The following is a 12,151-nucleotide window of genomic DNA, read 5'->3' as shown; positions in this document are numbered from 1 at the left end:
CGACCCTTGCCGGACCTGGGAAGCAGCGGCTCCACCAGGCCCCACTCGGCATCGGAGAGTTCATGGCGACGTATCACCACATCATGATCCACTATCCAAGATCACTTTGACGACACTGCCTAGTCCTAGGGACGACGCCTGACCGTGCTCGCTGAGAGCACGGCCGAATTACCTTGCCGGGTGGCCTGTGACCGAGCGCCTCCCCAGGCCACCCGGCGACGTCTTTCATCGAAACCAGAGGGCACATCCATGCGCAAGCCGATCAACGGCGACAACGACACAGGCCCGATGGGCTCGATGGACAGGCTCAACGAGCTCTACGCTCTGGTGTCGCCCTTCGGCCTCGTCGGCGGAATCCAGAAGGGCTCTTCGATACGCGGCCTCCCCGAATACATCAGTGTCGTGTCGAACATCGGGCTCGGACTCACCGGAGCCGACGACACGTCTTGGAGCCACCACCCCAGGGGTCTGACCGGCGGGACGAGCCTGCACGATCACGAGCACGCGACGATCGCGGCCATCGCCGAAGCCGCCGAGCGGTACTCCGCGATCCCGTCCTTTCCGCCCGGCACCGTGGTCGGCTCGTGGGACGAACTCGACGGACCCGCGCTCGACCCGGAACTCGTTCCGCGGTGCTCCAGCGCGGAGATCGAGCGCGCCGGCGGCCGGGTGTCAGCCCTCTCCCGTGACGCGCGGATCCACTGGACCCGGGCCGTGGACCTGCACTCCGGTGTGCGGACCTGGGTTCCGGCCGTCATGACGGACTACGCGGCGACTGGTCTCCTTCCCGCCGAGAACTTCTGGTTCCGGATATCCACCGGGTACGCGGTGCACTCGACGATGACCGAGGCCCTCGTCCGAGGGATCCTCGAGGTGGTCGAGCGCGATGCGCTGGCGATCACCTGGCTCCAACGGCTGCCGCTACCTCCCGTCCCGGAAGCCCTGGTACCGGAATCCGTTCAGCCGGTGCTGGAGTGGGGCCGCCGGTCGGCGATCGAAACGCACTTCTTCGACGCCACGCTCGATCTCGGCGTGCCGACCTGTCTGGTGCTGCAGACCGCTCCGCACAGCCGCCCGGTTCGACAGGTCGTCGGATGCGCGACGGGGAGAACGCTGCCCGAGGCGGTGGACCGTGCGACCTGCGAGGTCCTGGGCGCGCGGATGCGGTTCGAGCGCACCGCCGACGAAGCCGTCAAGCTGGACTTCGCCCGGTTCGACGATCTGGAGGACGGCGCGCGGTACATGGCCCGGGCCGAGATGGGGCATGCCTTCGAGTTCCTGCTCGACGGCGCTTCCGAGCGAACGGGTCCGACCGATCCGACCGTCCTGCCGCGAGATCCGGCCGAGGCCCTCTCCGCTCTGCTCGCGCGACTTCGCCGCGCTGGGTGCCGCGCCTACGCGGTGGACCGTACGAGCGATGAACTCCGTGCCGTGGGGCTGGTGTCGGCCTGTGTCGTCATCCCCGCTCTCCAGCCGATGTCACTCCACCCGTTGCATCAGTACCGTGCCCATCCACGACTGTATTCCGCGCCATTGCTGTCCGGATACAGGGCTTCCGCCGAGGAGGATCTGAATCCATGGCCGCTTCCGTTCGACTGACCGTCCGGGGAGAGCTCGCCGCTCTGTCGGTTGGGCCGTTCGGGCACAGCGTCGTCGAGCTGGCTCTCGGCGACGGACTCGTCGCGCACATCGATCCGGTGCGGGACCTCACGTCGGTTCCCTCGACGACCCGGTGCATCCTGGTCGCTTCGTGGCGTCCCGTCCCGTCGCTGTGGCTCACGGTCGACGAGTTCGCCACGACCAATCGCCTTTCCTGGTTGCCGGTCACCATGGACCATCCGCGCATGACTGTCGGACCCGTGTTCAGGCCCCTGCAGCCGCCGTGTTTTTCATGCTTCCGAAGTCGGCAGTTCCAGCACGACCCGGACGCCGACACCACCCAGCTGCTCGAAGCGGCCTACGACCGTGACGACACCCTGGGCCCTCGCGCGCACCTGCCGCACCATGCACGTTCGGCGGCCGCGCTGGCGAGTTCGCTCATCCGGCCGACCGGAACCGACGGAAGCGTCAACGCGGGCGAGTGTTACACCGCTTCGCTCGCCCGATTCGAAATCGAGGTCTCCCGCGTGCTGCCGTGTTATGGCTGTCCCTCGTGCAACGCCGACCCGGCGAGGACGCGTCACGACGATGAGGCGTCGGCTGTCCTGGAAGCCCTGGCAGCAGCTTGGTCGGCCGGCTCCGAAGACGGTGAGCACGACTATGCGTAGGTTCTCCCGGGGCCTTGCGCACGTACACGGCGATGGTGTGACCGTCGTCGCCGGCGGACCGCAACGACTGACGTTCAGCGGCTCGGCCGCCGGACAGATCTCACGGCTCATCGACGCCGCGACCGCATCGTCCACCCTCGACGAAGCGGCGCTGAAAGCCGGAATTCCCCCGGAGCTGGCGCAAGGCCTGTGGGACGTCCTGCTGGAGCACGACCTGCTCGAGGAGGAACCAGCGGACGCGCCGCTGGTGCTCGGCGATGACATGGCCGGATTCGCAGCCGCCTTCGGCCGAGGCTTCGGCGATTGCGGGGCATCGCAGTCGAGCGCACTCCTGGCGCGGAGTCGGGTGGGGGTCTCTTGCGAGGACGCGAATCTTGCCGCGCCGTTGCTGGCTGACCTACGCGTCATGGGAATCACCGGAGTCGACGTGCTGTCCGGATCTTCCGCGGTCGAGCCGGGGCAGGATCTGGTCGTCGCGCTCGATGCGCCCGGTCCGGGATTCGATGACGTGGTCGCCGCCTGCGGTGCGCGCGGCGTACCGCTGCTGCGCATGAGCCGCACGCGCGACCACCTGGAGATCGGCCCGCTCTTCTACGGCAACTCCATGGCGTGTTTGCGCTGTTTCCGTCACGATCGCGATGCAATGGCCGATCTCGAGGAAGACGCCGGTGCCCTCATCATCGATGACGAGGACGTGGCGCGCGGTCTCCTTGCTTCGCTCGTCTGCGCCGAGGTGGCATCCCTGGTCGGACATCTCGGTCACGCCGTCTCCCGCCGCGCGATGACGCGCACGAGCCTGTCGTCCCTGGCGACTCGGAGATTCGTGGTCACACCACATCGGACGTGTCCGGAGAAGGCGGCCCACCAGGACGACGCGGACTCGATGCTCGTTGCCTTGTACGAGAACTTCATGGGCGACATGCCGGCCGGTATCCGCGGGTCGCGATCGAACTCCAGGGTTCAGAACAAGGTCATCACTGATCTCCAGGGATATCGGGAGCGGTTGCCGAGTTGGTTCCCGCGTTCCGGCCCGCCCGGGCACGACTTGCTCGTCGAGCTGGTCCGAAGTGTCGCCGGCCGGCGAGCGGCGGCTGACGACGCGACGCCGCCCAAGCGCTGGACGCCGTCGGCGGGCAACCTGGGCTCCTGCGCCGCCTTCGTCATCGTCCCCGACCGCGAGCCTTCGCTGTCGTTCTACGACGAGATCGCGGACGAGTTCGTCCGGATGCCGGTCCCTGTGTCACTCCTGAACGAGGTGCTGGACGACCTCGACGGCATCCCCGCCGGAGGTCCCGGTCCCTACATCGTGCTTGTCGGATGCGTGGGAAGAATCTGGCAGAAGTATGGCGACCTGGCCTTTCGTCTCGCTCATCTCGATGCCGGCTTCGCGTGCACCCAACTGGCGGTCATGGCGGCCGCCCACGGTGTGGAGACGGCGTTCGCCAGGGCTTGGAGCTCGAACCTCGCCGCGCTTCTCCAGCTGAGAGCGGGCAGCGAGCTCGTCACCGCGGTCGCGAGAGTCAATATCTAGAATCGGTCGGGTATCATGCCAATATTTGATCAAAGCGTCGTTCTGCGTGAACTGTGCATCCAGGCTCAGGATCGTCAACGAGCCGTTGGCGGCGGAATTCCGGGCGCGGTCTCGTGGTCCACCGCAAAGGTTTTCGTTGACGGTCCGAGCGAGCTGGCTCGGACCGTGGAGCGCAGAACTTCGGTCCGCTCATTCGCCCGGGAGCCGATCGACGGCCGGATCATCGACCAGGTCATCCGCTCCGCGCGAGTACAGCACCAGTCGATGTGGGGCACTGAAGGGCGGCGTGGCGGCATCGGGGTCCATGTCGCGGCTTACCAGGTCGAAGGTTCAGCACCGGGGCTCTATCGCCTCTCGGACGACGGTTGGTCCACCCGCAGGTCCGTGCAGTCCGTACCGCCCGAACTCCTCGCCGACCTCGCCGCGCGCTACGCGGATTCTCCCGCGCTCCTGTTCATCTGCGGCGAGCGGGATGGGCGTGGCCCCGGCCCGAGCGTTTCGCAGTATTCAGAACTCCTGGTTCGCTGCGGCTCCTTGGGCTACAGCCTCTGGCTCGAGGCGGTCCGGCTGGGGCTCTCCGGTTCCGTCCACGGCGTGACCAGTCCCGAGGTGGGTGATGCACTGCGGACCGAGGACAAGCACGTCTCGCATCTGTTCACCCTGGCCATCGGGCTGCCCACGGCATCGACGGGCACCTCATGAGGGCGGCCTCCACGCGGAGCGGAGCTGCCCGAAGCAGCACCGGTGAAGCGCCCGGGGAGGTCGGGTGGCTGCGCCGTCTCGCCGCCTGCATCATGCGCCATCAGCGGCTGGCCCTCATCACAGCCGCGAACTCCCTGGTGATCGCCGCGATCGGGGTCGCAGTCCCGCTCGTGCAGCGCACGATCATCGACGACGTCATCATCGTGCACAGACACCCGATCACGCCCTGGGCCGTCGCCCTGGTCGGCATAGCCCTGCTCAACTTCGTCGTCGCGCGCTGCATCCGCTACTTCGGTGGCGCGCTGGGCATCGAGGTGCAGAACGACCTGCGAACCGCGGTCTTCGACTCGCTCTCGCGTCTGGACGGCAAGGGCCAGGACAGCCTGGAGACCGGACAGATCGTCTCGCGCTCCTCGTCCGACATCACGGTGGTGTCCCAGCTGATCACCATGGCGCCGTCGATGGCCGGCACAATCCTGATGTTCTTCAGTTCGATCGTCGTGATGCTCCTCCTCTCGCCCGAACTCACGCTGATCGGGCTCACCGTCGCACCGGTGCTGCTCGGCATCAACGTCCTGGCCCGCCGCAAGCTGTTCCCGGCCGCCTGGGACGCCCAGCAGAAGACCGGCGTGCTCGCCGGCGTCGTCGAGTCCGCCGTGACCGGCGTCCGCGTGGTCAAGGGATTCGGCCAGGAGCACCAGGAGATCGAGAAGCTCGACCGCGCCGCGGGCACGCTCTTCGGCGCACGGATGCGCTGGATCCGACTGGCTGCGCGCTACACCCCGATGCTCGCCGCCGTACCAACGCTGGGCCAGCTCGGTGTCCTGGCGCTCGGCGGCTACCTGGTCCTGCACGGCCGGGTCACCATCGGCACCTTCTTCGCCTTCTCCAGCTACCTGGCCTCATTCGGCGGGTCCACCAGGACGCTGACGACGCTCGTCACCCTCGGGCAGCAGGTGCGCGCGAGCGCCGAGCGGGTCTTCGAGGTCATCGATTCCATACCCGACGTCTCGGACCGCCCCGATGCGCGAGAGCTTCCCCAGGGAGCCCTGGACGTGGAGTTCCGTGATGTCACCTTCGGCTACCTGACCTCCGAACCCGTTGTGCGCGGCCTCGACCTGACGGTGCGCCACGGCGAGACCGTAGCCGTCATCGGTGCCCCGGGCTCCGGCAAGTCCACCCTCGCGATGCTGCTTCCGCGCTTCTACGACCCCCAGGCCGGCTCCGTCCTCATCGGTGGGCACGACCTGCGCGAGGTGACGGCCGAGTCGGTTCGCGCATCGATCGGCCTGGTGATGGAGGACGCGTTCCTGTTCTCCGACAGCGTCCGGGCGAACATCGCGTACGGTGCCCCCGGTGCGACCGACACCCAGGTGCGCGCCGCCGCGAGAGCTGCGGAGGCGGACCGCTTCATCGAGGAGCTTCCCCAGGGGTACGACACGGTGGTCGGCGAGCAGGGACTGACGCTCTCCGGCGGGCAGCGCCAACGCGTCGCCCTGGCCCGCGCCCTGCTGACGGACCCGCGGATCCTGCTGCTCGACGACGCGACGTCCGCCGTCGACGCGGCCACCGAGGCGGAGATCCACGCAACGCTGCGCCGGGTGACGGAGGATCGCACGACCCTGTTGATCGCGCACCGACGCTCCACGCTCCAGCTCGCGGACCGGATCGCAGTGCTGGATCGGGGCACGCTGGTCGCCGTGGGCACCGCCGAGGAGCTCGAGCGCGACTGCCCGCTCTACCGGCTGCTGCTGTCCGGTCCCGGCCACGACGCCGAGGGCGTGGACGCGGGAAAGCCGGGCGTGGACAACGACATGCGGCAGGTTGACGGTGTCACCCGAGCCCTGTGGTCGCGCCCCGAGCTTTCCGACGTCAACGGATCCGCGCAGCCGGCCGCGACGTCGGCGACGTCCGAGATACTCGCCGAGGTGGCCGCGCTGCCGTCCGCCAACGAGCGGCCGGACGTGGACAAGGAGCGGGTGACGGGTGCCGACCACGGGTTCACCCTGAGGCGTGTGCTGCGCCCGTTCGTCTTCGCGCTCCTCGTGGGGCTCTTCCTCGAGGCGGCTGACGCGCTGGCGTCACTCGCCATCCCGGCGTTGATCCGTACCGGTGTCGACAGGGGCATTCAGGGCGCCGCGTACCACGTCGTCGCGACGATGGCGGTCGTCGGCGTTGGCGTGGTGCTGGCCGACTGGGCCATCGTGTCCGTCCGGACGATGGTGCTCGGGCGAATGGGCGAGCGGCTGCTGTACACGCTGCGGATGAAGGCCTTCGCGCACCTGCAGCGGCTCGGTCTCGACTTCTACGAGCGCGAGATGGCCGGGCGGCTGATGACCCGGATGACCTCCGACATCGACGCGCTCTCGGACTTCCTCCAGAACGACGTGGCCACGGCTGTCGTTTCGATCCTGACCGGATTCGGCATAGCGGCCGCTCTCGTCGTCCTCGACTGGCGGATGTCGCTCGTCGTCTTCGCGATGCTGCCGATCCTGATCGCCGCGACCGTGATGTTCAAGAGAGTGTCTTCGAAGGCTTATGAGGAGGCCCGCGACCGGATCGGCGCGGTCAACGCGGACCTGCAGGAGAACGTCGCGGGCATGCGCGTGACGCAGGCGTTCCGCCGTGAGCGCGTCAACCGCGACCGCTACGCGCGCAAGATCGACGCCTATCGGCGCTCGCGACTGCGGGCGCAGCGGTACATCGCGGCGTACTTCCCGTTCGTGCAACTGCTCGCCAACCTCACGGAGACGGTCTCGCTCGTCTACGGCTCGTACCTGATCCGTCAGGGCACGCTGACGGCGGGCGCGCTCATCGCGTACCTGCTGTACGTGGAGATGTTCTTCGCACCCGTCCAGAGCCTTTCCCAGGTCTTCGACAGCTATCAGCAGGCCGCGGTGGGCCTGCGGCGCTTCATGGGCCTGCTGCACACGCGGACGAACACACCCGAGGCCGAGGCCCCCGAACCAGTGCGCTCCCTCAGCGGCCGGATTGAGTTCCGGGAACTGCGCTTCGGCTACGACGCGGCGGCCCGGCCGGCCCTGGGCGGCAGCGCCGGGCGCGGAGTCAGCGTCGTCATCGAGCCCGGCTCGACGGTCGCGCTGGTCGGCGAGACCGGTGCGGGTAAGTCGACGCTGGTGAAGATGGTCGCACGGTACTACGACCCGACGGGCGGCGCGCTGCTCGTCGATGGCGTGGACGTGCGCGACTACGAGCTCGGTGGCTACCGTAGGCGGCTCGGTGTGGTGCCGCAGGAGGCGTACCTGTTTCCCGGCACGGTCGCCGAGGCGATCGCGTACGGCAGTCCGGAGGCGGGCGACGCGCAGATCGAGGCCGCCGCGCGCGCGGTCGGGGCGCACGAGATGGTCGCGAAGCTCCCCGGCGGATACCTGCACCAGGTCGGCGAGCGGGGGAGGAGCCTGTCGGCGGGCCAGCGGCAGTTGCTCGCCCTCGCGCGCGCCTACCTCGTGGATCCGGACATCGTGTTGCTCGACGAGGCCACCTCCGCACTGGACCTGGCGAGCGAGGCGGCTGTCACGCGGGCGACGGAGGAGGTTTCGCGGGCGCGCACGACACTCGTCGTCGCCCACCGGCTGACGACCGCAGCGCGCGCGGACCGGATCCTGGTGCTCGACGACGGCCTCATCATCGAGGACGGCACGCACGACGAGTTGCTCGCGGTCGACGGCGCGTACGCGAGGCTGTGGAGCAACTTCATGCACGGTAGTGAGAGACAAGCTCTTTGAACACATGTGGGCAACGTCCTGTGACTGTGCACCGTAGATGGCCACTTTCCAGGGGTGATGGCCAGCGTTTTCACGCTACTTGGCCGGTCTGAGCAGGCTGGTTAGCCACGGGTCATACCGCTGGCCGACCGCCGTGCGCTGCCGACCGCCCTGCTGGCCGATTGCCCGGGACCAGCAGGCGGCCTGCTACCGTCAGTCCCGACGGACGCCGTTGATCCGGCCGATGACAGCTGCGGCACGCTCCGGGTGTTCTTCGAACCACCTGCCGAGGTTGTGCTGGACGGCCTCTTCGACGCAGACTCGCACCGCGGCGTCGCCCAGCACGCCCCGAGTGGAGCCCTCGAACTCGGGATCGTCCAGCTTCACTGACACGACCGCCGTCAGGCCCTCGCCGATTCGATCGCCTTCAATGTCGGGGTCTGACGCTGTCATAAGCCGACGCTCCCGTGCGTACGCGGTGAGCGCGGCCGCCACGCCGTCGCGGAAGCCGCGCTCGTGGGTGCCACCGATGGTGGGTCGACTGTTGGCGAAGCTCCGGAGTCGTTCCTCTTGGGAGTCACGCCAACGGAGGGCAACCTCGACGGTTCCGGCCATGCGCGGGTCCTCCCGTTCGAAGCCGATGATGCGCGGATGAACGGGTGTCTCTTCCTGCTCGTCGAGGAGGGTCACGAAGTCTCGCGCGCCGTCCGGGTACCTGAACCGGACCGCCCGGGACTCGTCCGGACCGCGCTGGTCGGTCAGAGAGATCTCCAAGCCCTTGTTCAGCAGAGCGAGTTCCCGGAAGCGCTCGGCCAGGTCGTCGAACGAGAGCTCAGCGGCTCCGAAGATGTCGGCATCGGGCCAGAAGGTGATGGTGGTGCCGCTTCCGGTCGACGTCCCGGCCTCGGTGAGCGGGGTGACGGCCACGCCACGCGCGTACCCCTGAACCCAGCGAGCTCCCCCGCGCCGCACTTCGGCCGTCATCCGGCTCGACAGGGCGTTGACGACGAAGGGTCCCACCCCGCAGAAGCCGAGCGTCACGTCGTGGCGGCCTCCGGTCCCCGGCCCGGTCTGAAAACGGGTCAGCAGGGCTTCGAGGCCGGAAATGCCACTGGTTCCCGATTCGTCGATACGAACTCCCCGCCCGTCGTCGGCGACACGGACACCGCCGTCGGGTGTGAGGGTGACGTCGACACAGCTGGCGTGGCCGGCGAGGACCTCGTTCACGGCCCGGTCGGCGACCTCGAAGACCATGTGGAGCAGGCCGCGTTCACCGGTCGAGCCGATGTACATACCGGGCCGCTTGCGGACGGCCTCGCACCCTTCCAGCACCTGTATCTGGCTGGCGTCGTACTTGTTGGCTTCCCCGCTCATGATGTCCCCTCCGATGCGGTCCGGCAGAGCTCTTCACCCTAGGCGAATCTCAGACGGGCAGGTGCGAGGCCGTCCGGAGGCGGTCGACCCGGGAGTCGCGAACTGGTGCCGGACTTCCGGCACGGGCCCGGCGAAGCCGCGTACGACACCATTCCCATCGGCGCCGAGGTCACCAATTTTCATGAATTTCGCGCGACGCCCAGGAGTTCACCGCCGCGGCCTGGTCTGCACAAGCCTGGGTACGAGCATGCGCAGTGGGGCGTGTTCGAGGTCGACCCCTCGAACGGGCAGATCATCCACAACCACTTCGGCAACCAGTTCTTCCAGCTCGGGTCCATCACCAAGGTGATCACCGAGTCCTCCGCCTGGCACACCCTGGGCCCGGACTACCGCTTCCACACCCCGCTGTTCGCCACCGGCACCCGCACCGGCTCGACCCTGAACGGGAACCTGGACCTGGTCGCGCAGGGCGACGAGACCATGGGCGGGCGCACCAAGCCCGACGGGACGGTGGACTTCACCAGCATCGACCACGCCAGCGCCAACGAGCTGCCCGGCGCCACCCTCGCCCCCGAGGACCCGCTGGCGGGCATCGACCAGATCGCCCAGCAGGTGCACGACGCGGGCATCACCCAGGTCAACGGTGACGTGATCGTCGACTCGCGGATCTTCAAGGCCCCGGACCTCGATCCGCAGCCCCAGCCGCTGATGATCAACGACAACCTGATCGACCTGCTCAGCACCCCGACCACCCCCGGCGCGCCGGCCCAGCTGACCTGGCGCCCGCAGATCAGCACGTACAACGTCACCTCCAGCGTGACCACGGGCGCGCCCGGCAGCGCGACCGACATCAAGGTCAACCCCTCCGCCGACGGCACCCACATCCAGCTGTCCGGCACGATCGCCGCCGATGCGCAGCCCGTCCTGAAGATCTCCACCATCCAGGATTCGGACTCCTTCGGCCGCACCGCGCTGATCGAAGCGCTCCAGCGGGCCGGCGTCACCGTCACCGCCCCCGAGAGCGGCCCCAACCCGGCAAGCGCGCTGCCCTCCTCCTACGGCAACGATCCACAGGTAGCGGTGTTCGTCTCCCCGCCGTACCGCGAGTACGCCAAGCTGATCCTCAAGGTCAGCCTGAACGTCGGCGCCAACATGGCGCTGTGCAACATGGCCACCTCGCAGGGCAGCACGCAGTGCTTCGACGCCTTCCCGATCGAACACGACTTCCTGGCCAACGTCGCCCACGTCGACCCGACGCAGATCCAGCTCTCCGACGGGCGCGGCGTGAACACCGACGTGGGCACCCCGATCGGCATCGACCAGATCTTCGACTACTGGCTGCACACCCCCGACGCCGACGCCTTCCGGCTCGCCCTGCCGATCCTGGGCGTCGACGGCAGCAACGGGATCTCCTGCACCACCAACTGCCCGGCCAAGGGCAAGGTCTTCTCCAAGTCCGGCACCAACCTCGCCCCCGACTTCCTCACCCCGGCTCCCAACGGCCAACCCTCGCTCGGAGTCGGCGCCCAGACCGAAGCCGGCTACCTGATCACCGACGACGGCTGCGTCCACCTCTTCTACGTCGGCGTCACCGGCGCCGCCAGCCCCGACATCAACAGCTTCTTCAGCGTCTTCGACGACGTCAACCAGATCTCCGCGCTGCTCCAGGAACAGGCCTCGGCCCACAGCCCCCGAGCCGCCCACAGCCCCCGAGCCGCGCACAGCGCCAAGGCGTAGCAGCCCGCCCGAGTCCACCGACCGACGACCGGAAGACAGCCCGTCCACCCGGCCGCGTCCGCCGCCCTTCCCCGCGGTGGGCGCGGCCCGCCGAGCACCGCCCGCCAGCCGCCAGGGCGCCGGGCAGGCCGGCCCCCGGACGCGCTCTCGCGCTCCCCCCCCGCAGGCCGGATCGGCCGGCGCTCGACTCCTGGAGCCAACGCCACACAGTCCGAAGCGCCATCCCCAGCGCCACGGCGGCTACGCGGACGTGTTCACCGCTCAGCGCCCCGTCGATCCGCAGCAGCTCCAACCACTCCACAGTCGCCGCGCGATGCTCCTCGGTCGTCCTGCCCACGACGGAAAGTGGCACTGGGGCCCGACGCCGCGCCGGAAGGTCCGGTTGACTTACACGATGAGGTGAAAGCATCTGGAACCTGCGCTCTGCGAGCACCTGGGGTGTCACCGATGTCGCTGTGTCCAGCCCACGGGCACGTCCATGTCCGATCACCGTGTCAGCGGGTTCGCCGCGTGAGTGTGAGTCAGCGATGGTGCTGGCCGGGAGCTGTGGCCCGGCGCTGACGGGACCCGGGTACTGACGCCGAGAACGGCAACGCTACTGACGCTTCCGCGGCAGACGAGGAGCGCCCGGCGGCACGGGATTTGTCAGGGGCTTGCGCGAGTCGATCCTCCGGGCGAGCTGTGGACAGGGGCCGGATGCTGTTGGTGATCTTCATGAGTGACGGGTTCGAGTCCCGTCGCTCAGTTGCTGGCACAGGTGCTGGAAGCGGGTGGCCTGGCCTCGTTGGGGGTCGGTTGATCTGGCGTCGTCGCGG

At 68.5% G+C, this 12,151-nt stretch carries 7 protein-coding genes; 6 read left to right on the top strand and 1 reads right to left on the bottom strand.

What is annotated here, in order from left to right:
* Window positions 1-249 precede the first annotated feature (249 nt).
* The 5 genes from ACQRUO_RS35415 (at window position 250) to ACQRUO_RS35395 (ending at window position 8,246) form a co-directional block, all read left to right on the top strand.
* A complete protein-coding gene (locus tag ACQRUO_RS35415) occupies window positions 250-1,599 on the top strand; it encodes a YcaO-like family protein (protein ID WP_428320269.1) in 1,350 nt (449 codons plus the stop codon).
* On the top strand, window positions 1,578-2,267 hold the full coding sequence (locus ACQRUO_RS35410; RefSeq protein ID WP_428320268.1) for a TOMM precursor leader peptide-binding protein: 690 nt from the start codon (window positions 1,578-1,580) through the stop codon (window positions 2,265-2,267). Before ACQRUO_RS35415 ends, ACQRUO_RS35410 begins: the two co-directional genes overlap by 22 nt.
* Before the next feature lie 37 nt (window positions 2,268-2,304).
* Complete coding sequence (locus ACQRUO_RS35405; protein ID WP_428320267.1) at window positions 2,305-3,798, top strand: hypothetical protein; 1,494 nt, start codon at window positions 2,305-2,307, stop codon at window positions 3,796-3,798.
* A gap of 165 nt (window positions 3,799-3,963) precedes the next feature.
* Window positions 3,964-4,500, top strand: coding sequence for a hypothetical protein (locus ACQRUO_RS35400; RefSeq protein ID WP_428320266.1), 537 nt, complete (start codon window positions 3,964-3,966; stop codon window positions 4,498-4,500).
* Window positions 4,501-4,592: 92 nt separating this feature from the next.
* Window positions 4,593-8,246 (top strand): ABC transporter ATP-binding protein, encoded by a 3,654-nt coding sequence (locus ACQRUO_RS35395; protein ID WP_428320265.1) that lies wholly within the window; start codon window positions 4,593-4,595, stop codon window positions 8,244-8,246.
* 192 nt (window positions 8,247-8,438) lie between these two features.
* Here ACQRUO_RS35395 and ACQRUO_RS35390 read toward each other — a convergent pair whose 3' ends face one another.
* On the bottom strand, window positions 8,439-9,599 hold the full coding sequence (locus ACQRUO_RS35390) for an ATP-binding protein (RefSeq protein WP_428320264.1): 1,161 nt from the start codon (window positions 9,597-9,599) through the stop codon (window positions 8,439-8,441).
* A gap of 150 nt (window positions 9,600-9,749) precedes the next feature.
* Between ACQRUO_RS35390 and dacB the strand changes: the two genes are divergently transcribed.
* On the top strand, window positions 9,750-11,336 hold the full coding sequence (dacB, locus tag ACQRUO_RS35385) for a D-alanyl-D-alanine carboxypeptidase/D-alanyl-D-alanine endopeptidase (RefSeq protein WP_428320270.1): 1,587 nt from the start codon (window positions 9,750-9,752) through the stop codon (window positions 11,334-11,336).
* Window positions 11,337-12,151 lie beyond the last annotated feature (815 nt).

The organism is Kitasatospora sp. LaBMicrA B282, from assembly GCF_050325825.1.
Taxonomy (GTDB): Bacteria; Actinomycetota; Actinomycetes; order Streptomycetales; family Streptomycetaceae; genus Kitasatospora.
Note: the sequence above shows the minus strand (reverse complement) of the source record. Positions and strands in the feature narration are given on the sequence as shown.

Coding starts and splice junctions, on each gene's coding strand:
- ACQRUO_RS35415 (WP_428320269.1), top strand. CDS start 250: ATGCGCAAGCCGATCAACGGCGACAACGACACAGGCCCGATGGGCTCG.
- ACQRUO_RS35410 (WP_428320268.1), top strand. CDS start 1,578: ATGGCCGCTTCCGTTCGACTGACCGTCCGGGGAGAGCTCGCCGCTCTG.
- ACQRUO_RS35395 (WP_428320265.1), top strand. CDS start 4,593: ATGCGCCATCAGCGGCTGGCCCTCATCACAGCCGCGAACTCCCTGGTG.
- ACQRUO_RS35390 (WP_428320264.1), bottom strand. CDS start 9,599: ATGAGCGGGGAAGCCAACAAGTACGACGCCAGCCAGATACAGGTGCTG.